Source organism: Microcella sp. (genome assembly GCF_019739195.1).
Classification (GTDB): Bacteria; Actinomycetota; Actinomycetes; order Actinomycetales; family Microbacteriaceae; genus Microcella.
The window spans coordinates 2,508,077-2,527,727 of sequence record NZ_JAHHDS010000003.1; the positions used below are offsets into that span (position 1 = coordinate 2,508,077).

Below are 19,651 nucleotides of genomic sequence, written 5' to 3' on the forward strand. Positions count from 1 at the left end.
CCCGTGAATCGGCTCGCGTTCGTCGCGGCGCGCGTGCGCGACTCGTTCTGGTTCGTGCCAGCGGTCGCAATCGTGCTCGCGGTGGTGCTGGCCGAGTCGGTCGTCGTGCTCGATCGTGCGCTCGACATCGGTGGGCTACTGATCATCGATGTTGGCCCCGACGGTGCCCGCGGGCTGCTGGCGGCGATCGCCACCTCGATGCTCGCTGCAGCCGCCACGATGTTCTCGATCACTATCGCTGTGCTCGCACTGACGGCATCGGCGTATGGGCCGAGGCTCGTGCGCAACTTCATGTCAGACCGCGGCAATCAGCTCGTGCTCGCCACGCTGGTCTCGACTGCGCTCTACGCTCTGCTGGTGCTGCGGCGCGTGCGATCGGGCGACGACGAGTTCGTGCCCAGCGTCGGCGTCTCGCTCGCTCTCGGGCTCACGGTGCTCTGCATCGCCCTGCTCATCTATTTCATCCATCACATCAGCACGGGCATCCAGATCTCAACACTGGCCGGCGGCGTGCGCGTCGAGCTCGCTGCCCGCATGCTGCACAACTACCCCGAGTGCGTGGCCGACGATCGTCGGCCCGACGCGCTCTGGCCCTTGACTGACGGCACCGATCACGAGATCCGCGCGCGGTCAGATGGCTACGTGGCCGACATCGGTGAATCAGAACTCGTCGCGGCGGCGCGATCGGGCGCAGCGCGCATCGATTTGCTCGTGAGGCCCGGCACCTTCGTGTGCCACGGCGACCTCGTGGCGACGGTGGCGCTCGAAGACGACCACAGTGCGAGAGCGCCGGTCGACGAGCGCGTGAGTCGCGTCGAATCGGCGGTGCGGTCGGCGGTGGCCGTGCGGGATGAACGCACGCCCTATCAAGACGTCGAGCACCTGGCGCGACAGCTCGTCGACATCGCCGCGCGGGCGATCAGCCCCGGCATCAACGACCCGTACACGGCGGTCGCCGCCATCGACGCATTGACCGCGGCCTTCGCAGGCACCGCGGGGCACGCTGATCCGTCGCCCGTCGTCGTGGATGCCGACGCGCACCCGCGGCTGCGGCTCGCGCAGCGGCGCTGGATCGACGTCGTCACCGAGGCGGTCGACGCGATACGGGTCTACAGCACCGGGCAGCCGATCGTCGCCGAGAGGCTGCTCGATCTGCTCGAGCGGCTCGCCTCACGCTCTCGCGACGCGCACCGGCGCCTCGACCTGGTGGCTGCGGCCGATCGCGTGCTGCGTGGAGCAGACTCAGACGCGCTGCTGCCCGAAGACCGCGACCGCCTGCGAGCCGCGGCGACCTGGACCACGGAGGAGGCCCGATGACTCGCCTGCACGTCGCTGTTCCCCTGCGCTGGAGCGATCTCGACGCCTACGCGCACGTGAACAACGCCCGCATGTTCACTCTGCTCGAAGAAGCGCGCATCGCGGCGTTCTGGGGCGGTGGCACGAGCGGGGCGCCGACGGCGGTACTCGCCACAGGACCGGGTGCAGAGTCGATCACCCTCATCGCCGGCCAGCAGATCGAATATCGCGCGCAGATTCCGTACCACCGCGAGCCGCTCGACGTCGAACTATGGATCGGCAAGCTCGGAGGCGCGAGCCTGCAGGTCTGCTACGAGGTGTACAGCCCGGCGGGGGAGCAACCCCGCACGCTCTACGTGAGGGCGGCGACGACGATCGTGCTGGCCGAGCGCGAGTCGGGGGCGCCACGGCGCATCGACGACAGCGAGCGCGAGGCCTGGCTGCCGTATGTCGAAGATCCACTGGTGTTTCGGCAGCAGTAAGGCACGCGTTCTGCAGTCACGTACTACATGGTGTAGTTGACTATAGTGTGTGGCGCACAGTAAAGTGTGATCCGTGAGTGAAACGACCCCCGACGCTGAGGCGCTCGACGCCGGCCATCTGCAAGAACTGCGGCGCGGCACCGTCGTGCTCGCGAGCCTGCTCGCGCTGCGCACCCCCGGCTACGGCTATGCACTGCTGGAGCACTTGTCTGATGCCGGTGTCGAGGTCGACGCCAACACCCTCTACCCGCTGCTGCGTCGGCTCGAGAGCCAGGGCCTGCTCACGAGCGAGTGGAACACCGATGACAGCCGACCGCGCAAGTTCTACCGCACCAGCGCCGCGGGCGAGTCGCTCGCCGGCCGCCTGCTCGACGAATCCCGCCGCATCACCGACGCGCTCGTGCGCTTGTCTGAAGGAGAAGCACCGTGACCACCCCCACCCTGACCGAGCGCTACGTTGCCGCGGTCGTACGCCGACTGCCCGAGAAGAGCCGCGCTGACGTCGCGAGCGAGTTGCGGGCATCCATCGCTGACGACATCGAGGCCCGCCTCGCCGACGGCACCGACCCTCAGATCGCCGAACGGGATGCTCTCACCGAGCTCGGCGACCCCGACCGCCTCGCCGCGGGCTTCGCGGGTACGCCGCTGCAACTCATCGGCCCTGCCGTGTACCTCGATTGGCGTCGTCTGCTCACGGTGCTGCTGAGCATCGTGCTGCCGATCGTCGCCGGCGCTCTCATCATCGCGCAGGCGCTCGCGGGCGCTGGGCCGGTCGACATTGTGCTCGGCACCATGGGCACGGTCGTCAGTGTCGGCATCGCCATGGCCTTCTGGGTGACGGTGATCTTCGCGATCATCGAGCGCACGGGCGCGGCCGATCGCCCTCTCGTGGCCTGGTCGCTCGACAGCCTGCCGACGACGACCGCGAAGCCGCAAGTGGGCGTCGACGTGCTCGTCGGCGGCGTGCTCGGGCTGCTGTTGCTCGTCGCCGGGCTCGTCTCGCAGTCGGTCTTCCCCGCGTTCCGCGATGCCGAGGGCGGGGCGATCCCCTTCCTCGCGCCTGAACTGTGGTCGTGGTGGATTCCGTACTTCATCGTCGTGCTCGTCGCCGAACTCGTCTTCGCCATCGTGCTCTACCGGCGTCGGTCGTGGAGCCTCGGGCTCGCTGTCGGCAACATCGTGCTCACCCTCGCGTTCGCGGTGCCGATGATCGTGCTGGTGCTCAGCGACTCGATCGTCAACCCGGCGTTCTCGGCCCAGCTCGCCGACGTACCCGAACTCATTGAGCTCGGCGGGCAAGCCATGGTGATCACCGCGATCGCGGTCGCGGCGATCTCGCTGTGGGAGTGCATCGACGGCGTGCTGAAGGCGGCTCGCGCACGACGATAGGGCGCCGTGTTCAGGCGGACGGCACCCGCACCATGCCCTCTTGCGCGACGCTCGCCACGAGCAGGCCGTCGCGCGTGAAGATGCGTCCCTGCGAGAGACCGCGGCCGCCCTGGGCGCTCGGCGACTCTTGCACATAGAGCAGCCAGTCGTCGACGCGCGCGAAGCGGTGCCACCACATCGCGTGGTCGAGGCTCGCCATCTTCAGACCCGGTGTGGCCCAGGTGGCGCCGTGCCGGCGAAGAATGGGCTCGAGTATCGTGTAGTCGCTCGCATACGCCAGTGCGGCGCGGTGCAGGTTCTCGTCGTCGGGCAGAGGCGCGGTCGTGCGAAACCACACGGCCTGGTGCGCCACGGCGTCGGGCCCGGGGGCGAAGTACACGGGAGCATCCACGTGCCGCAGGTCGAAGGGGCGGCTGTTCGCCCAGTACTGCGCGACGGGGTGATCGAGGGGTGCGAGAATCTCGCGCGCGCTCGGCAGATCGTCGGGGCCGGGAATGCCGGAAGGCATCTCCGCCTGGTGCTCGAGACCGGGGTCGACGTCTTGGAAGCTCGCGATCATCGAGAGAATCGGCTGGCCGTTCTGGTACGCCTGCGTGCGCCGCGTCGAGAACGAGCGCCCGTCGTGAATGCGGTCGACCGAGAACGTGATCGACTGCTCGTCGTCGCCCGGGCGCAAGAAGTAGCCGTGCATCGAGTGGATGAAGCGATCGGCCTCGACCGTGCGCATCGCTGCGAGCACCGCCTGCGCGGCGACCTGCCCACCGAACACGCGCCGCTGCGGGGTCCAGAGGCTCGGCGCCGTGAAGATGTCTTCGCTCGTGCGGGCGTCGGTGTCGGTGAGCGTCAAGGCGGCGAGCATGTCTGTAACGGGGTCACGAGTCGGGTCAGTCACACGCGTAGTCTAAAGAGCGATGAACACGTCGTTCACCCTCACCTCCCTCCCCGCCGCTCACGACCTCTCGGTGCTGCTCGGGCGCGCCTTGCGCCTCGACGAGGCCGGCGCCGTGCGGCTCATCGCCGACAGCGGAGTGCTCGCGGTCTATGTCGCCGTCATCACGCCGAAGGGCCTGCTCGACCGCGGCCCGACCGTGCTGGGCCTGCGCACCTTCGCGCTCAGCGACGGCGGCTTCGATGCGGTCGTGCCGATTCGATCGATGCAGGTGCGGGTGGATGCTGCGCTCGCGTCGGTCGGAGACGGCTCGGAGGCAGAGGGCGCGGTCACGATCGGCGTGCCCGCCGCCGTTAACACCGTGGTGTGGTCGGCGGTCTCGCCGCCCCGCGGCGGCTGGCAGCGCATGGCACCGGTCGATGCGGCGGGTTTCGTCGCGGCGGCGCGCGCGGGCATCGAAGAGGTGGCGACGGCGATTCCTGAGGGCACGGGCGAGCAGATCGTGCACCGCGTGCGCAGCGAGGTGTGGGGCCGACCGCTGCCCGATGCCGGGCACTTGCCGGCGGGAGCGGCTTTCGCGCTCGAGAGTCTCGGCTTTCTCGGTGACGACCCTGTGCAGCAGTTCGCGGCCGGCCCGTGGATTCGCCTGAGCACGGCCCGCGGGCACGTGCTCGTCAAACAGAGCGCGTGGTCGCTCGGCGGCTAAGCGCCGGCGATGGCGCGGCCCGCCCGCAGCCCGGTGTGCAGGCACCCGCCGAGGAAAGTGCCTTCGAGCGAGCGGTAGCCGTGCACGCCGCCGCCGCCGAAGCCCGCCGCCTCGCCGACCGCGTAGAGGCCCGGCAACGGTGAGCCGTCGGCGGCGAGCGCGCGGCTGTCGAGGTCGGTCTGGATACCTCCGAGGCTCTTGCGGGTCAGCACGTGCAGCCGCACGGCGATGAGCGGGCCGTGCTTCGGGTCGGTCAGCTTATGCGGCGGCGCGACGCGGATGAGCTTGTCGCCCCGATACTTCCGCGCGCCGCGAATGGCCGTGAGCTGGGCGTCTTTGCCGAACTCGTTGTCGAGCATGCGGTCACGCGCGGCGATCTCGGTGCGCACGCGGTCGACGTCGAGCGGAGCATCCGGTTCGAGCGCCGCCATGCGGACGACCAGCTCGTCGACCGTGCTCGCGACGATGAAGTCCGCGCCTTTCTGCTTGAAGGCCTCGACCGGGCCCGTGGCACCCTTGCCGAGCCGCTGGTTCAGCAGCTCGCGCACGCTGCGGCCCGTCAGGTCGGGGTTCTGCTCGCTGCCGCTGAGCGCGAACTCCTTCTCGATGATCGACTGGGTCGTCACAAACCAACTGTGGTCGTGGCCCGTCGTGCGCAAGTGGGCGAGGGTGCCGAGCGTGTCGAAGCCCGGGAAGAGCGGGGTCGGCAGGCGGCGGCCCGTCGCGTCGAGCCACAGGCTCGAGGGGCCGGGCAAGATGCGGATGCCGTGCTTCGCCCACACCGGGGAGTGGTTCTGGATGCCCTCGACGTAGTGCCACATGCGGTCGCCGTTGACCAGGCGCGCGCCGGCCGTCTCGGCGATGCCGAGTCCACGGCCGTCGACGTGCGCGGGCACGCCGCTCACCATGTGCGCCGGGGGAGTGCCGAGCCGCTCGGGCCACGCTGCCCGCACGAGGTCGTGGTTGCCGCCGATGCCGCCCGACGCCATGACGACCGCGCTCGCCTTGAGGCTGAACTCACCGACGATGTCGCGGTTCGAGGGCGCGCCTCGCTCTGCGTCGTCGGGGGCAAGCACGCTGCCGCTCACGCCGACCACTCGCCCGTTGGTCACGGTGAGCGCGTCGACCCGGTGACGGAACAGCAGGGTGACGAGGCCGGCATCCACGCCCCGGCGCACCGTCGCGATGAACGGCTCGAGAATCGCGGGCCCGGTGCCCCACACGATGTGAAAGCGCGGCACCGAGTTGCCGTGCCGCGTGGCCGTGTCTCCGCCGCGCTCGGCCCAGCCGACGACCGGGAAGAGCCCGATGCCCTTCTGCTTCAGCCAGGCGCGCTTCTCGCCCGCGGCCCACTCGAGGTAGGCGTCGGCCCAGGCGCGCGCGTGGTCGTCTTCCGGCCGGTCGAACCCGGCGGTGCCAGCCCAGTCTTGCCGGGCGAGCTCGATCGAATCGCGGATGCCCATGCGGCGCTGCTCGGGGCTGTCGACCAGGAACAGGCCGCCGAACGACCACCACGCCTGCCCGCCGAACGTCGCCTCGGGCTCTTGGTCGACGATCGTGATGTGCTTGCCCGCATCCACCAACTCGGCCGCGGCGACGAGTCCGGCGAGGCCCGCGCCGACGATGATCGCGTCGGAGGTGGGAAGAGACGTCATGCGAAAACTCCAGTGTTCTCGAGGGACAGCCGTGCAGGGTGCTCAGGGCCAGTATGCCGCGCAGAGGCGTGATCGTGACGGGGCAGATTCGCGACTCTCAGCGCGGTGGCCTTGTGGCGAGCACCGCGCATGGCTACCGTCATAGCAACGCCGGGCAACGACGCCCGGGTCAGCACGCGGCTCACCCGCCGCAGCTGTGAGGATCGCCCGCTCGAGGTCACAAGCCACGGTGAGGGCAGATCGGAGAATGCCGTGCGCACGACCCTGTCAGACGATTCACGCACCGACGACACCGTTGCCGACACGCCCCCAGGGGCTGAGTCTCCAGAGCTTCTGATGCTTCTGAACCCGGCCGGCGAGCGAGTGCCGAACCCCGAGTACGAGCCCTTCGTGGCCGACGTCACGGGCGATCAACTCGCGAGCCTCTATGAAGACCTCGTCGTCGTGCGCCGTCTCGACATCGAAGCCACTGCGCTGCAGCGGCAGGGCGAGCTGGCGCTGTGGCCCCCGCTGCTCGGTCAAGAGGCAGCCCAGGTGGGCTCGGCTCGAACTCTGCGACCCGATGACTTCGTGTTCTCGAGCTACCGCGAGAACGCCGTCGCCTACTGCCGAGGCGTCGAACTGCCCGATCTGCTGCGCGTCTGGCGCGGCACGGCGCAGTCGGGGTGGAACCCCTACGAGGTCGGCATGGCGACCCCCTCGATCGTCATCGGGGCGCAGACGCTGCACGCCATGGGCTACGCCGTCGGCTGCCTGCGCGACGGCGTCGACTCAGTGGCGGTCGCCTACTTCGGCGACGGCGCGACGAGTGAAGGCGACGTCAACGAGGCGATGATCTTCGCGGCCTCGTTCCGCGCGCCCGTGATCTTCTTCTGCCAGAACAACCAGTGGGCGATCTCTGAGCCGGTGGGCTTGCAGGCGCAGCGACCCATCGCCGAGCGGGCGCCCGGGTTCGGTATTCCGAGCATCCGCGTCGACGGCAATGACGTTCTCGCGGTCATGGCGGCCACGCGACAGGCCCTCGAGCGCGCTCGCGCGGGCGAGGGGCCCACCTTCATCGAGGCTGTGACCTACCGCATGGGGCCGCACACCACCTCTGACGACCCGAGCCGCTACATCGACCCGCTGCAGCGCGAAGAGTGGGCGGCGAAAGACCCGCTCGCCCGCGTCGAAGCCCACTTGCGCGACACCGGCGTGCTCACCGATGAGCTGGCTGAGGCGATCGCTGGGCGCGCCGATGAGATCGCCGCACGATTTCGGAAGGGCTGCGTCGACCTGGCCGACCCCAGACCGCTCGACGTCTTCGACCACGTGTACGCCGAGCCGCATCGCGGCATCGCTCGCCAGCGCTCGCAGTACGCGGCGTACCTCGCCTCGATCGGCGAGGCGCAGAGCGAGGGGGAGCAGCGATGACCGAGCTCACCCTCTCGAAGGCGATCGGCTCGGGCCTGCGCCGCGCTCTGAGCGACGACGACCGAGTCGTGATCCTCGGCGAAGACATCGGGGCACTCGGCGGCGTCTTCCGCATCACCGACGGACTGCAGCGCGACTTCGGAGCCGATCGCGTCATGGATATGCCTCTGGCCGAGTCGGGCATCATCGGCATGGCCGTCGGGCTCGCCTATCGGGGGTTTCGCCCCGTGTGCGAAATCCAGTTCGACGGCTTCATCTATCCGGCCTTCGACCAGATCGTCTCTCAAGTGGCGAAGCTGCACTACCGCACGCGAGGTGCCGTGCGCATGCCGCTCACGATCAGGGTTCCGTACGGGGGCGGCATCGGCGCGGTCGAGCACCACTCTGAGTCTCCCGAGGCCTACTTCACCCACACCTCGGGGCTGCGGGTCGTCACGTGCTCGACGCCGCAAGATGCCCACACGATGATTCGCCAGGCGATCGCGTGCGACGACCCGGTGCTCTTCTTCGAGCCCAAGCGCCGCTATTGGACGAAGGGCGAGGTGGATGAGGATGCCGACTTTCCGATGGACGCCGCCCGGGTCGTCGTCACCGGCACCGACGTCACCATCGTCACCTACGGCCCGCTCGTCGCAACCGCGATCGATGCGGCCGCCGCCGCGGCCGACGACGGAGTGTCGATCGAGGTCATCGATCTGCGCAGCCTCTCGCCGCTCGACCTCGAGACGGTCGAGGCGAGCGTGCGCACGACCGGGCGGCTGGTCATCGCACACGAGGCGCAAGAGTTCGGCGGGCTCGGGGCCGAGATCGCCACGGCGATCACCGATCGGTGCTTCTACCACCTCGAGGCCGCGCCTGCCCGGGTGGCCGGCTTCGATGTGCCGTACCCCGCCTCGCGCCTCGAAGAGCACTTCCTTCCCGATCTCGACCGCATGCTCGACGCAGTCGATCGCGTCATGGGGCGCGAGAACGCCCTGACCGGCTGGAGCGCATCATGACTGCCCGCGAGTTCCGGCTGCCCGACTTGGGGGAGGGGCTGACCGAGTCTGAGCTGGTCGAGTGGCACGTGGCGCCGGGCGAGCTGGTGACGCTCAACCAGACGATCGCCGATGTCGAGACAGCGAAGGCGATCGTGCAGCTGCCGTCGCCCGTCGCCGGACGTGTCATCGAACTGCTCGCCGAGCCCGGCACGACGGTCGCCGTCGGCACCCCGATTGTGCGGTTCGAGGTCGAGGGTGCTGCCGACTCTCCAGCACCCGACAGCGCTTCCGCGGACGAGGCTGCCGAAGGCCACGCCGCCGAGACGCAGAAGCCCGAGTCCGCCCATGGCAGTACCTCAGAGACCACAGACGCACCCGTGCGCAACGCCGTGCTCGTGGGCTACGGCCCCAGTGTCGAGTCGGGCAAGCGCCCCCAGCGCAAGAAGCGCACGTTCGCCGCTCCGACCTCCGTAGCGCAGCGCCCCGCGGCGCCGCGACCCGTCTCGTCGGGTCACGCGCTCGCACTGGCGGCACCGCCCGTGCGCAAGCTCGCGCACGAGCTCGGGGTCGACCTGGCGACTCTGCAGGGCACGGGCGAGAACGGCATGATCGTGCGCGCCGACGTTACGCGCGCTGCCGAGGGCAGCACGCCGCCGACCGTGGCGGGTGCCGAGCGCACGGGCGAGGTGCGCACGCCCATTCGTGGGGTGCGCAAGGCGACCGCGGCTGCGATGGTGCAGAGCGCCTTCACAGCACCGCACGTGACCGAGTTCTTGACGGTCGATGTCACCCGGTCGCTACAACTCGTACAACGCCTCACCGAGTCAGGTCAGCGGGCATCGCTGCTCGGTCTCGTGTCGAAGGCGGTCTGCATGGCGATCGCCCGCACCCCCTCGCTCAATAGTCGGTGGGACGACGAGGCGAACGAGATCGTGCAGTTCGAGACCGTCAATCTCGGCATCGCGGTGGCGACCGACCGCGGCCTCATGGTGCCGCACATCACCTCGGCAGACCGCCGCACGCTGCCCGAACTCACGGCCGAGATTGCGGATCTCGCCGCGGCCGCGCGCGCGGGCGAGCTCGCACCGTCGCAGTTGAGCGGCAGCACCTTTACGATCACGAACATCGGCGTCTTCGGGGTCGACGCGGGCACGCCCATTCTGAATCCCGGCGAAGCGGGAATTCTCGCGATGGGGGCGGTGCGACGGCTGCCCTGGGAGCACGAGGGCGAGATCGCCCTGCGCGACGTCATCACCCTGAGCCTCTCGTTCGACCATCGGCTGGTTGACGGCGAGCAGGGGGCACGGCTGCTCACCGATGTCGGCGCGCTGCTGCGCGACCCGGCCACCGCCTTGGCGATGGTCTAGACCGATGGTGATCGAGCAGTGGGTTCACGCGCTCGCGGTCAGTTCGGGCGCAGAGCTGCCGGCGACAGTGTGCTTTCTCGACGACGACCTGAGCGCGCCTGAGAGGGCCGCGATGCTGTCGCAGAGCCGCCCCTCGCTGCGGGCCGGCGGTGAGATCGCAGTCGTCTCGCCGTGCCTGTCGGTCGTCGAGATGGTCGATCTGATGATCGGTGCAGGGTTCACCGAGGTGCGAGTGAGCGTGCACCGCAGTGCTCTGGGCCTGCCAGGCCACGGCGCCGATGATGAGGTGAGCGTCGTGCTCGCGCGAGCGATTCGACCGCTTCGGGATGCTGTGCGCTAGCGAGCGGTCGTGCGAGCTGTTCGGCTCGGGGCGGTGAGGGCCGCGAGGGCCATGGTCGCGAGCAGGTCGCGACTGCGGCGGTCGCGGCCACTGTGCGGGGTCGAGTTGATGAGCCCGAAGACGGCGTGAGCTCGCGTGCGCAGAGTCGGGCGCGCTTCGCCCTCGACGACGCGCTCGAGTACATCGACCCAGAGCTCGACGTACTGCCGCTGCAGCAAGCGCACCCGGTGACGGTCGGTCTCGGTGAGGCTGTCGAGGTCCCGGTCTTGCACGCGGATGACGTCGGCGTTCGCGAGGGCGAAGTCGACGTGAAAGTCGATGAGTCCGCTCAAGGCCGCGCGAGCATCCGCAGCCTCGGTGACGACGCGCTGACCGCCCTGCCAGAGTCCTTCGCTCGTGTCGACGAGCAGAGCGGCGAGCACCGCCTGCTTGCCTGAGAAGTGGCGGTAGACGGCAGGGCCACTGACGCCGACGGCTCCGCCGAGATCGTCGAGCGACACGCGCTCGAAGCCGCGTTCGGCAAACATGCTGGCGGCGGCCGAGAGCAGTGCATCGCGGCGATCGGCCTTCGCCTGGGTACGCGGGGTCGCGCTCATGGGTGTCAGTCTAGACAGTTCGGTTAATGGTGACTAACATCGAGTTCAGTTAGTCGCCACTAACCCGGCGCCTCTCCACCACTGTCACCGTCGACGCACCGGCGCCCCACGAGGGAGGGCTATGCAGACGCTCGCATCCACCGCAGCGCAGCACGAGAGCTTCGCTCGCAACGCCGAGGCGATGCAGGCGCTGGTCGACGACTTGCGCGAGCGTCTGGCCACCGCAGCGCTGGGGGGCTCTGAAGCCTCGCGTGAGCGCCACGTCGCCCGCGGCAAGCTGCTGCCGCGCGAGCGCATCGACCAGCTGCTCGACGAGGGCAGCCCGTTTCTCGAGCTCGCCCCGCTCGCGGCGACGGGCCTGTACGACGACGAAGCGCCGGGCGCGGGCGTGATTGCCGGCGTCGGCATGGTCGAGGGCCGGCCCGTACTCGTCATCAGCAACGACGCGACCGTCAAGGGCGGCACCTACTTTCCGATCACGGTCAAGAAGCACCTGCGTGCGCAAGATGTCGCGCTCGAGAACCGCCTGCCGTGCATCTACCTCGTCGACTCGGGCGGCGCCTACTTGCCGATGCAAGACGAGGTCTTTCCTGACCGCGACCACTTCGGGCGTATCTTCTACAACCAGGCTCGACTGTCGGCGGCCGGCATCGCGCAGATCGCCTCGGTCATGGGCTCGTGCACGGCGGGCGGCGCCTACGTGCCCGCGATGAGCGACGAGACCGTGATCGTGCGCGGGCAGGGCACGATCTTTCTCGGCGGCCCGCCGCTGGTGAAGGCCGCGATCGGCGAAGAGGTCACGGCCGAAGAGCTCGGTGGCGGCGAGCTGCACGCGCGCACGAGCGGCGTCGTCGACCACCTCGCCGACGACGACCGGCACGCGCTCGAGATCGTGCGCGATATCGTCGCGACGTTGCCGCAGCCCGGTGAGCGTGCCTGGTCGGTCACCGAGGCACGCCCTCCGGTCGTCGACGAGAGCGAGCTCTACGGCGTCGTGCCGACTGACGTGCAGGCGCCCTACGACGTGCGCGAGGTCATCGCGCGGCTCGTCGATGCGAGCGAGTTGCACGAGTTCAAGGCCGAGTACGGCACGACGCTCGTGACGGGCTTCGCGAGCATCCACGGTCACCCCGTTGGCATCGTCGCCAACAACGGCGTGCTGTTCAGCGAGGCCGCCGTGAAGGGCGCGCACTTCATCGAGCTGTGCGATCAGCGCGGCATTCCGCTGCTGTTTCTGCAGAACATCTCGGGCTTCATGGTCGGTCGCGATGCCGAGGCCGGGGGCATCGCGAAGCACGGCGCCAAGATGGTCACGGCCGTCGCGACGACCCGCGTGCCGAAGCTCACCGTCGTCATCGGCGGCTCGTTCGGGGCAGGCAACTACTCGATGTGCGGGCGGGCCTACTCGCCGCGCTTCTTGTGGATGTGGCCCAACGCCCGCATCTCGGTCATGGGCGGGCAGCAGGCGGCCAAGGTGCTCTCGACCGTGCGCCGCGACCAGCTCGGCGACGACTGGTCGGCGGACGATCAGGCGGCGTTCGAAGAACCGATCCGCGCGCAGTACGAGAGTCAGGGCAGCCCCTACTACTCGACCGGCCGTCTGTGGGATGACGGCATCATCGACCCCGCCGACACTCGCACCGTGCTCGGCCTCGCGCTCGAGCTCTGCAGCCGCACGCCGCTGCCCGACCCGGCCTTCGGCCTGTTCCGGATGTGAGGGGCATGGCCTCCCTGTTCGACACGGTGCTCGTCGCCAACCGCGGTGAGATCGCCTGCCGCGTGATCCGCACCCTGCGTGCGCTCGGCATCCGCTCGGTGGCGGTCTACAGCGACGCCGATGCGGATGCACGGCACGTGCGAGAGGCGGATATCGCGGTGCGCATCGGCCCGGCCCCCGCTGCGTCGAGCTACCTGAGCATCGAGGCCGTGATCGACGCCGCACGGCAGACCGGCGCGCAGGCGATTCACCCCGGCTACGGCTTCCTCTCGGAGAATGCCCACTTCGCGAGCGCTTGCGACGCGGCGGGCATCGTCTTCATCGGGCCGCCGATCGGGGCCATCACGACCATGGGCGACAAGATCCGCTCGCGCGACCACGTCGGCGCGCGGGGCGTGCCGATCACGCCCGGCATCGGTGCGGCGGGCGATACCGACGACGACCTGATTGCGGGGGCCGCGACCGTCGGCTTTCCGCTCATCATCAAGCCGTCGGCGGGCGGCGGGGGCAAGGGCATGTCGGTCGTCGAGAGCGCCGAGCAGCTGCCCGAAGCGCTGCGCAGTGCGCGGCGGGTCGCCCGTGCGGCCTTCGGCGACGACACCCTGCTGCTCGAGCGCTTCATCACCTCGCCGCGCCACATCGAGGTGCAGGTGCTCGCCGACCGGCACGGCACCGTCGTGCACCTAGGCGAGCGCGAGTGCTCGCTGCAACGTCGTCACCAGAAGATCATCGAAGAGGCGCCCTCGGCCCTGCTCGACGAGCAGACGCGCGAGCGCATCGGCGAGGCGGCGTGCGAGGTGGCGCGCAGCGTCGACTACGTCGGGGCCGGCACGGTCGAGTTTCTGGTCTCTGCCGAGCGCCCCGACGAGTTCTTCTTTATGGAGATGAACACGCGCCTGCAGGTCGAGCACCCCGTGACCGAGCTCGTGACGGGGGTCGACCTCGTCGAGCAGCAGGTGCGCATTGCCGCGGGGGAGCCGCTGAACCTGCCGCCCCTCACGATCACGGGCCACGCCGTCGAGGCGCGGCTCTACGCCGAAGACCCCTCCCGCGGCTTCGTGCCCGAGACCGGCACGGTGCTGCGGCTGCGCGAGCCCGCCGGCCCGGGCGTGCGCGTCGACAGCGCACTGATCGAGGGCCTCGAGATCGGCGCCGACTACGACCCGATGCTCGCCAAAGTCATCGGGCACGGTCACGATCGCGCACAGGCGATCGAGCGACTGGATGCTGCGCTCGCCGACACCGTCGTGCTCGGTGTGCAGACCAACGCCGCGTTTTTGCGCGCGCTGCTCGCCCTCGATGAGGTGCGCAGCGGTGAGCTCGACACGGGGCTCATCGAGCGCAGCGACCTCACCCTGCCCGAGACGCCGCCCTCGGTGCGAGCGGTGGCCGCGCGTGCCGAGCACCGTGCCGCCGAGGCTGCAGCGCAGCGTTCTGACAGCCCCCTGTGGTGCATGCCCTCGGGGTGGCGTCTCGGCGAGCACCGCCCCGCGCGCTACGACATCGACGGCGCGATGACCGCGCCCGACGAGCGCGGCCACGAGCGTGCCGTCGTCGAGCGCGCGGAGAGCATGACCTGGGTGCACGTCGACGGCACGACCTACCGGCTACGCCGCCGCAGCCGCGCCGAGCAGCTCGCCGACCACCGGGCGAGCCTCACGCGGGTGGCCGGAGTCGCCGACCCGACCGTGCGCTCGGCGATGCCCGGCGCGGTTGTCGCGCTGCGAGCATCCACTGGAGATTTGGTCGTTGCGGGAGACCCGCTCGTGACGATCGAGGCGATGAAGATGGAGCACACCATGCTCGCCTCCGTCGCCGGAACCGTGACGGTCACCGTCGCGGTGGGCGACCAGGTCAGACTCGACCAGGTCGTCGCGCACATACATCCCCACGAAGGAGACCCCGCATGACGACCCTCACCCCCGAGCAGCAGCGCCTGAGCGACGAGGTGCGCGCGTTCGCCGACACCGTCGTGGCGCCCGCCGCCTACGAGTACGACACGAAGCGCGAGCTGCCCTACGACATCATTCGGCAGATGGGCGAGATGGGGCTGTTCGGCCTCGCCGTGCCCGAGCAGTACGGCGGGCAGGGCAAGACCTATGTCGAGCTGTGCCTCGCCGTCGAGCAGCTCGCGCGCGTCGACCAATCGATCGCCGTGACCCTCGAGGCGGGCCTCGGCCTCGGCGTCATGCCGCTGCTGCGCGACGGCACCGAGGTGCAGAAGCAGCAGTGGGTGCCAATGCTCGCGCGGGGCGAGGCTCTCGCGGCGTTCGGGCTCACCGAGGCCGAAGCGGGCTCGGATGCGGGCGCGACGAAGACGACCGCCGAGCTCGACGGCGACGAGTGGGTCATCAACGGCTCGAAGCAGTTCATCACCAATTCGGGCTCTGACATCACGCGACTCATTACCGTGACGGCAGTCACCGGCCGACGCGAGAACGGAGCCCCCGAACTGAGCGCGATTCTGGTGCCGAGCGGCACCCCGGGGCTCACCGTGCACCCCGCCTACGACAAGGTCGGCTGGCACACCTCCGACACGCACCCGCTGACGTTCGAGAACGTGCGCGTGCCGCGCGAGAACCTGCTGGGCGAGCGCGGCAAGGGCTTTGCATCGTTTCTGAAGACGCTCGACGAGGGCCGCGTGGCCTTCGCGGCTCTCTGCACGGGCGCTGCGCAGGGCTGCCTCGAAGAGGCCCTGCGCTATGCGAAAGAGCGCGTCGTGTTCGGTCGGCCGATTGGCGACAACCAGCACATCGCTTTCATGATCGCCCGCATGCAGGCGCGGGTGCACCAGGCCCGGCTCGTCACCTATGACGCCGCCCGCCGCATCGTAGAAGGCACCCCGTTCTCGATGCAGGCGAGCATCGCCAAGCTCGTCTCGAGTGAAGCCGCCATGGCCAATGCGCGCGATGCGAGCCACATCTTCGGCGGATACGGCTTCTTGAACGAGAATGCGGTCGCAAGGCACTACCGTGACTCGAAGATTCTCGAGGTCGGCGAAGGCACGACGGAGGTGCAGCTCATGATCATTTCGCGACAGCTGGGGCTCGCATGACGGGTCGCCGTATCGAACAGCGCGGGCTCTGGTTCGAGGAGTTCGAGGTCGGGGCGACCTACGCGCACGCGCCGGGCCGCACCGCGACCGAGGCCGACAACGTGCTGTTCACCACGATGACCATGAACACGCAGTCACTGCACCTCGACGCGGCGTGGTCGGCGCAGCAGCCCTTCGGCGAGCGGCTGGTGAACTCGATGTTCACACTCTCGACCATGGTCGGAGCATCCGTCGCTCAACTGACCCAGGGCACGATCGTGGCCAACCTCGGGTTCGGGGCCGTCGCCTTTCCGCACCCGGTGAGGCACGGCGACACGCTCTACTTCGAGACGCTCGTCGAGAGCAAGCGACTCTCGTCGTCGCGACCCGGACAGGGCATCGTCGTGCTGCATCACAGCGCTCGCAATCAGGAGGGTGTCGTCGTGGCGACAGCCGAGCGATCAGCGCTCGTGTGGTGCGAGGGCGCGCGGTCGTGAGTCTCGACCTCGGCCCCGCGCTGCTCTTCTGCCCGGCCGATCGCCCCGATCGGTACCAGAAAGCCGCCGAACGGGCAGACGCGGTCATCCTCGATCTCGAAGACGCTGTCGCGCCCGCCGACAAGACGGATGCTCGCCGCGCCCTCATCGACCACCCACTCGACCCGGCCACGACGATCGTGCGGGTCAACGCTCGCGGCACCGATGACCACACGCTCGATGTCGCCGCACTGGAGCAGACTGCCTACCGCACGATCATGCTGCCGAAGGCGGTCGATGCCACGGGGCTCGAGAGCTACTCGGTCATCGCGCTGTGCGAGACGGCGGCGGGAGTGCTCGCGAGCGAGGCGCTCGCCGCGCAGCCGCACGTCGTCGCCCTCATGTGGGGAGCCGAAGATCTCGTCGCGTCACTGGGCGGCTCGTCGAGCCGACATGACGACGCCCGCTATCGCGATGTCGCGGTGCACGCTCGGGCGCGCATCCTGGTCGCCGCCGGCGCTCACGGCAAGACCGCGATCGACGCGGTGCACCTCGACATCGCCGACCTTGACGGCCTGGGGCTCGAAGCTCGAGACGCGGCGGCGCAGGGTTTCGCGGCGACCGCGTGCATTCACCCCGGCCAGGTCGAGACGGTGCGCGCGGCGTACCGGCCGAGTGAGGCCGACATCGTTCATGCTCGCGCTGTCGTCGACGCCGCGCAAGGCGCATCGGGAGTCTTCGTGCTCGACGGCGTCATGGTCGACGAGCCGGTGGTTCGCCACGCCCGCCGTGTACTGCAGCGCGCACGAGTCGCGTCGTAGCGAGCGAGTCGGTCTAGGGACCGAACGAGGTCGTCGACAGCACGTCGAAGAGCCCTTGGAAGATGACGACGGTGATCCAGATGCCGACGCCGAACCCGGCGACGATCGTCGCGATCGTGATCCACATCGGTGCCGAGCCGCGGCCGGTGCGGCGCTTGACGACGACCGATCGGCCGATCGTGTAGACGGCGTAGCTCACGGCGAGGGTCAAGAAGATCCAGGCCCAGTGGAAGGGCTGTGGCACGCCACGGCGCTGCAACTCGCGCCAGTCGAGATAGGCGAACCAGAACATCAGCCCGGTGCCGATCCAGCCGAACGCGATGAGCACGAGGTAGGCGGGTGAGAACAGCACCGAGTAGGCCCCGAGTCCGGTCGGGTCGGCGAGGCTCGCGTCGATGAAGCTCGACCAGTCGATGAAGAAGATGGGCAGCGTCTGCACGACCGGAAGGGCCACGATCAGCCAGATCCACAGCGTGTACGGGTCGGTGCCCTCGGGGGCGCGCAGCGCTGCCGCGGGCGTTTCGCGCGAGTACGGGTTGGGCGCCGACGCGTACGGGTCGGGCCGAGGCGTGGTGGGGTCAGGGTCGGTCATGGGGTCTCCTCGAAGGTGTTGACCATGGCGAAGGCGGCGCGCTCCAGGTAGTCCCAGAGCGTCGCCTCGTGCAAGGGCGACAGGGTCAGGCTTTCGACAGCCGCCCTCATGTGAGAGAGCCACCGATCGCGAGCATCCGGATTGATGTGAAAGGGGTTGTGCCGCATGCGCAAGCGAGGGTGCCCGCGCTGTTGGCTGTAGGTGCCCGGCCCGCCCCAGTACTGCTCGAGAAAGGCTGTCAGGCGCCAGATGGCCCCCTCCATGTCGTCGTCGGGGTACATGGGCTTCAGCACCGGGTCGGCCGCGACGCCGTCGTAGAACCGGCGCACCAGCAACTCGAACGTCTCGTGGCCGCCCACCTGCTCGTAAAAGGTGGTCTGCGGGTCATCACCGCTGCGCTGACCGAGCTCGACCATGCGTCACCCCTCCCCGCCGACGGCGGTCACAGGTCGCTGTCTTCCGGCGGCGCGGCCGACGGGCGGCGGCTGCCTGACTTGGGCGACGGCGACGCGAGGCCGTCCATGACCACGCGGTTGAGCGAGGGCACGGCAACGCCCATCTGGTCGAGCGCGAGCTTGAGGCGCAGTCGCAGCACGCGGGCGATGTCGAACTGGTCGGCCGTGCGTACCTTCATGACGAGACGGATCACGAGGGCCTCGGCCGAGATCGACTCGATGCCCCAGACCTCGGGCTTCTCGAGCACCTTGCGCTTGTACTCGGGCTCGTCGGCCATGGCTTGAGCGGTGTCGAGCAGCACCTGCTGCACCGCGTCGACGTCAGACGAGTAGGGGGCGGGAATGTCGATGATGACGCGCGCCCAGCCTTGCGACTTGTTGCCGACATTGATGATCTCGCCGTTGCGCACGTACCAGAGGGTTCCGCCGACGTCGCGCACCTGGGTGACGCGCACGCCGACCGTCTCGACGACGCCGCCGACCGGCCCCTGCGTCGACTGCAGCTCAACGATGTCGCCGACGCCGAGCTGGTCTTCGAACACCATGAATAGGCCGTTGAGCATGTCTTTCACGACGTTCTGCGCGCCGAAGCCCAGCGCCGCGCCCAAGATGCCGGCCGAGGCGATGAGCGCCGTGACCGAGAAGTTGAGCTCGCCGAGAATGAGCACGAACGCGACCGAGACGATGCCCCACGTGACGAGGTTGTTGAGCACCGAGCCCATCGTGCGCGTGCGCTGCACGACGCGCACGGCGTAGAGAGGGGAGGCGTTGAGCTCGACGGTGTCATCGACGTTCTGCGACTTCTTGACGCCCGAGACGACCCGGTCGACCACCCGGCGGATGATGGCGACGAGAATCACCCGCAGCAGCATCGCGCCGATGATGACGCCGACGATGCGGAAGGGCGCGTCGTACGTCGTCAAGAACGTGCCGATGGCAGCCCAGAAGGCTGCCCAGTCGAAGGTCTCCATCGACTCCGAGTCTAGGGCGTGGCCTGCATCGACGAGTCTGGGCGCTAATCGACGGCGATGCTCAGGTGCAGCACATCGTCATCGACCCGAGCCAGTTGGTCGCTCGCCACGAAAACATCGCTCTCGAACAAGGCGCGATCGACTTGCACAAAACCGACGCGGGCCAGCCTCGCGGCCTGCTCGTCGCTCAGATCAGGGGTCGACCCGAAGATTCTCACGAGAAAGTCAGCCATGGGTTCACGAGGCACCGACTGCCCCTCGTCGGTGGCCGCGTCGGGGTCGCCCATGCGCACATAGCGCACAGTGCCAATCTTCTCCCCGTTCGCGTCGACGACGTCCATTCCCTCGCGAACCTGCTCAATGATGTCCATGACAACTCCGTCCTGTCGTGTGGTGTGCTGTCAGCACGACACGGTAGTTCGGGTGCGTCACGCTCGACAGGGGTTGCGTTTCGGGCCGCCCCATGGTCGTG

Annotated in this window: 21 protein-coding genes; 14 read left to right on the forward strand and 7 right to left on the reverse strand. The window is 69.1% G+C overall.

Annotated features, from left to right (window positions below):
* The first annotated feature begins 3 nt into the window (after positions 1 to 3).
* The 4 genes from KL788_RS13825 (at position 4) to KL788_RS13840 (ending at position 3,167) form a co-directional block, all read left to right on the forward strand.
* On the forward strand, positions 4 to 1,317 hold the full coding sequence (locus tag KL788_RS13825; RefSeq protein ID WP_293172978.1) for a DUF2254 domain-containing protein: 1,314 nt from the start codon (positions 4 to 6) through the stop codon (positions 1,315 to 1,317).
* Positions 1,314 to 1,778, forward strand: coding sequence for an acyl-CoA thioesterase (locus KL788_RS13830; protein WP_293172981.1), 465 nt, complete (start codon positions 1,314 to 1,316; stop codon positions 1,776 to 1,778). Before KL788_RS13825 ends, KL788_RS13830 begins: the two co-directional genes overlap by 4 nt.
* A gap of 73 nt (positions 1,779 to 1,851) precedes the next feature.
* Positions 1,852 to 2,208 (forward strand): PadR family transcriptional regulator, encoded by a 357-nt coding sequence (locus KL788_RS13835; protein WP_293172984.1) that lies wholly within the window; start codon positions 1,852 to 1,854, stop codon positions 2,206 to 2,208.
* Complete coding sequence (locus KL788_RS13840) at positions 2,205 to 3,167, forward strand: permease prefix domain 1-containing protein (RefSeq protein ID WP_293172987.1); 963 nt, start codon at positions 2,205 to 2,207, stop codon at positions 3,165 to 3,167. Before KL788_RS13835 ends, KL788_RS13840 begins: the two co-directional genes overlap by 4 nt.
* A gap of 10 nt (positions 3,168 to 3,177) precedes the next feature.
* On the opposite strand, the gene KL788_RS13845 is transcribed toward KL788_RS13840, so the two are convergent.
* Positions 3,178 to 4,026, reverse strand: a complete 849-nt coding sequence (locus KL788_RS13845; RefSeq protein ID WP_293173367.1) for an acyl-CoA thioesterase — start codon at positions 4,024 to 4,026, stop codon at positions 3,178 to 3,180.
* A 52-nt stretch (positions 4,027 to 4,078) separates the two neighbouring features.
* Here KL788_RS13845 and KL788_RS13850 point away from each other — a divergent pair, with 52 nt between their 5' ends.
* Positions 4,079 to 4,762: a hypothetical protein gene (locus KL788_RS13850; RefSeq protein ID WP_293172990.1), complete on the forward strand. Its 684-nt coding sequence runs from the start codon at positions 4,079 to 4,081 to the stop codon at positions 4,760 to 4,762.
* On the opposite strand, the gene KL788_RS13855 is transcribed toward KL788_RS13850, so the two are convergent.
* Entirely contained in the window at positions 4,759 to 6,417 is a 1,659-nt protein-coding gene (locus KL788_RS13855; RefSeq protein ID WP_293172993.1) for an FAD-binding dehydrogenase, read from the reverse strand. The genes KL788_RS13850 and KL788_RS13855 overlap by 4 nt on opposite strands.
* Positions 6,418 to 6,753: 336 nt before the next feature.
* Between KL788_RS13855 and pdhA the strand changes: the two genes are divergently transcribed.
* From pdhA to KL788_RS13875, 4 genes are read left to right on the forward strand one after another with little or no spacing between them, the layout of a single operon-like run.
* Positions 6,754 to 7,830, forward strand: a complete 1,077-nt coding sequence (gene pdhA / locus KL788_RS13860; RefSeq protein WP_293172996.1) for a pyruvate dehydrogenase (acetyl-transferring) E1 component subunit alpha — start codon at positions 6,754 to 6,756, stop codon at positions 7,828 to 7,830.
* The gene (locus tag KL788_RS13865) at positions 7,827 to 8,828 is read left to right on the forward strand and encodes an alpha-ketoacid dehydrogenase subunit beta (RefSeq protein WP_293172999.1); all 1,002 of its coding nucleotides are present in this window, start codon (positions 7,827 to 7,829) and stop codon (positions 8,826 to 8,828) included. The genes pdhA and KL788_RS13865 overlap by 4 nt, the downstream gene beginning before the upstream one ends.
* Positions 8,825 to 10,177 (forward strand): dihydrolipoamide acetyltransferase family protein, encoded by a 1,353-nt coding sequence (locus KL788_RS13870; protein ID WP_293173002.1) that lies wholly within the window; start codon positions 8,825 to 8,827, stop codon positions 10,175 to 10,177. Before KL788_RS13865 ends, KL788_RS13870 begins: the two co-directional genes overlap by 4 nt.
* Before the next feature lie 4 nt (positions 10,178 to 10,181).
* A complete protein-coding gene (locus KL788_RS13875; RefSeq protein ID WP_293173005.1) occupies positions 10,182 to 10,517 on the forward strand; it encodes a hypothetical protein in 336 nt (111 codons plus the stop codon).
* Here the strand turns inward: KL788_RS13875 and KL788_RS13880 are convergent.
* Positions 10,514 to 11,113, reverse strand: coding sequence for an SACE_7040 family transcriptional regulator (locus KL788_RS13880; RefSeq protein WP_293173008.1), 600 nt, complete (start codon positions 11,111 to 11,113; stop codon positions 10,514 to 10,516). The two genes, KL788_RS13875 and KL788_RS13880, sit on opposite strands and share 4 nt — an antisense overlap.
* Before the next feature lie 121 nt (positions 11,114 to 11,234).
* Here KL788_RS13880 and KL788_RS13885 point away from each other — a divergent pair, with 121 nt between their 5' ends.
* The 5 genes from KL788_RS13885 to KL788_RS13905 are packed head-to-tail and all read left to right on the forward strand — an operon-like array spanning position 11,235 to position 17,161.
* Positions 11,235 to 12,830 carry a carboxyl transferase domain-containing protein gene (locus tag KL788_RS13885; protein WP_293173011.1) on the forward strand — a complete coding sequence of 532 codons (1,596 nt, stop codon included), beginning with the start codon at positions 11,235 to 11,237 and terminating at the stop codon, positions 12,828 to 12,830.
* A gap of 5 nt (positions 12,831 to 12,835) precedes the next feature.
* Positions 12,836 to 14,740, forward strand: coding sequence for an acetyl/propionyl/methylcrotonyl-CoA carboxylase subunit alpha (locus KL788_RS13890; protein ID WP_293173014.1), 1,905 nt, complete (start codon positions 12,836 to 12,838; stop codon positions 14,738 to 14,740).
* Positions 14,737 to 15,885, forward strand: a complete 1,149-nt coding sequence (locus KL788_RS13895; protein ID WP_293173017.1) for an acyl-CoA dehydrogenase family protein — start codon at positions 14,737 to 14,739, stop codon at positions 15,883 to 15,885. Before KL788_RS13890 ends, KL788_RS13895 begins: the two co-directional genes overlap by 4 nt.
* Positions 15,882 to 16,361 (forward strand): MaoC family dehydratase, encoded by a 480-nt coding sequence (locus KL788_RS13900; RefSeq protein WP_293173020.1) that lies wholly within the window; start codon positions 15,882 to 15,884, stop codon positions 16,359 to 16,361. The genes KL788_RS13895 and KL788_RS13900 overlap by 4 nt, the downstream gene beginning before the upstream one ends.
* Positions 16,358 to 17,161: an HpcH/HpaI aldolase/citrate lyase family protein gene (locus KL788_RS13905; RefSeq protein ID WP_293173023.1), complete on the forward strand. Its 804-nt coding sequence runs from the start codon at positions 16,358 to 16,360 to the stop codon at positions 17,159 to 17,161. The genes KL788_RS13900 and KL788_RS13905 overlap by 4 nt, the downstream gene beginning before the upstream one ends.
* A 13-nt stretch (positions 17,162 to 17,174) precedes the next feature.
* Here the strand turns inward: KL788_RS13905 and KL788_RS13910 are convergent, their stop codons facing one another.
* The 4 genes from KL788_RS13910 to KL788_RS13925 are packed head-to-tail and all read right to left on the reverse strand — an operon-like array spanning position 17,175 to position 19,550.
* Positions 17,175 to 17,753, reverse strand: coding sequence for a hypothetical protein (locus KL788_RS13910; protein ID WP_293173026.1), 579 nt, complete (start codon positions 17,751 to 17,753; stop codon positions 17,175 to 17,177).
* Positions 17,750 to 18,169, reverse strand: coding sequence for a globin (locus KL788_RS13915; RefSeq protein WP_293173029.1), 420 nt, complete (start codon positions 18,167 to 18,169; stop codon positions 17,750 to 17,752). The genes KL788_RS13910 and KL788_RS13915 overlap by 4 nt, the downstream gene beginning before the upstream one ends.
* A 26-nt stretch (positions 18,170 to 18,195) precedes the next feature.
* Positions 18,196 to 19,179 carry a mechanosensitive ion channel family protein gene (locus tag KL788_RS13920; RefSeq protein ID WP_293173032.1) on the reverse strand — a complete coding sequence of 328 codons (984 nt, stop codon included), beginning with the start codon at positions 19,177 to 19,179 and terminating at the stop codon, positions 18,196 to 18,198.
* 44 nt (positions 19,180 to 19,223) lie between these two features.
* Positions 19,224 to 19,550 (reverse strand): hypothetical protein, encoded by a 327-nt coding sequence (locus tag KL788_RS13925; protein ID WP_293173035.1) that lies wholly within the window; start codon positions 19,548 to 19,550, stop codon positions 19,224 to 19,226.
* Positions 19,551 to 19,651 lie beyond the last annotated feature (101 nt).

What these genes read in the sequence shown, in the direction of transcription:
- KL788_RS13830 (WP_293172981.1), top strand. Translation starts at nt 1,314, where the DNA reads ATGACTCGCCTGCACGTCGCTGTTCCCCTGCGCTGGAGCGATCTCGAC.
- KL788_RS13845 (WP_293173367.1), bottom strand. Translation starts at nt 4,026, where the DNA reads ATGCTCGCCGCCTTGACGCTCACCGACACCGACGCCCGCACGAGCGAA.
- KL788_RS13850 (WP_293172990.1), top strand. Translation starts at nt 4,079, where the DNA reads ATGAACACGTCGTTCACCCTCACCTCCCTCCCCGCCGCTCACGACCTC.
- KL788_RS13855 (WP_293172993.1), bottom strand. Translation starts at nt 6,417, where the DNA reads ATGACGTCTCTTCCCACCTCCGACGCGATCATCGTCGGCGCGGGCCTC.
- pdhA (WP_293172996.1), top strand. Translation starts at nt 6,754, where the DNA reads ATGCTTCTGAACCCGGCCGGCGAGCGAGTGCCGAACCCCGAGTACGAG.
- KL788_RS13865 (WP_293172999.1), top strand. Translation starts at nt 7,827, where the DNA reads ATGACCGAGCTCACCCTCTCGAAGGCGATCGGCTCGGGCCTGCGCCGC.
- KL788_RS13870 (WP_293173002.1), top strand. Translation starts at nt 8,825, where the DNA reads ATGACTGCCCGCGAGTTCCGGCTGCCCGACTTGGGGGAGGGGCTGACC.
- KL788_RS13875 (WP_293173005.1), top strand. Translation starts at nt 10,182, where the DNA reads ATGGTGATCGAGCAGTGGGTTCACGCGCTCGCGGTCAGTTCGGGCGCA.
- KL788_RS13880 (WP_293173008.1), bottom strand. Translation starts at nt 11,113, where the DNA reads ATGAGCGCGACCCCGCGTACCCAGGCGAAGGCCGATCGCCGCGATGCA.
- KL788_RS13885 (WP_293173011.1), top strand. Translation starts at nt 11,235, where the DNA reads ATGCAGACGCTCGCATCCACCGCAGCGCAGCACGAGAGCTTCGCTCGC.
- KL788_RS13890 (WP_293173014.1), top strand. Translation starts at nt 12,836, where the DNA reads ATGGCCTCCCTGTTCGACACGGTGCTCGTCGCCAACCGCGGTGAGATC.
- KL788_RS13895 (WP_293173017.1), top strand. Translation starts at nt 14,737, where the DNA reads ATGACGACCCTCACCCCCGAGCAGCAGCGCCTGAGCGACGAGGTGCGC.
- KL788_RS13900 (WP_293173020.1), top strand. Translation starts at nt 15,882, where the DNA reads ATGACGGGTCGCCGTATCGAACAGCGCGGGCTCTGGTTCGAGGAGTTC.
- KL788_RS13910 (WP_293173026.1), bottom strand. Translation starts at nt 17,753, where the DNA reads ATGACCGACCCTGACCCCACCACGCCTCGGCCCGACCCGTACGCGTCG.
- KL788_RS13915 (WP_293173029.1), bottom strand. Translation starts at nt 18,169, where the DNA reads ATGGTCGAGCTCGGTCAGCGCAGCGGTGATGACCCGCAGACCACCTTT.
- KL788_RS13920 (WP_293173032.1), bottom strand. Translation starts at nt 19,179, where the DNA reads ATGGAGACCTTCGACTGGGCAGCCTTCTGGGCTGCCATCGGCACGTTC.
- KL788_RS13925 (WP_293173035.1), bottom strand. Translation starts at nt 19,550, where the DNA reads ATGGACATCATTGAGCAGGTTCGCGAGGGAATGGACGTCGTCGACGCG.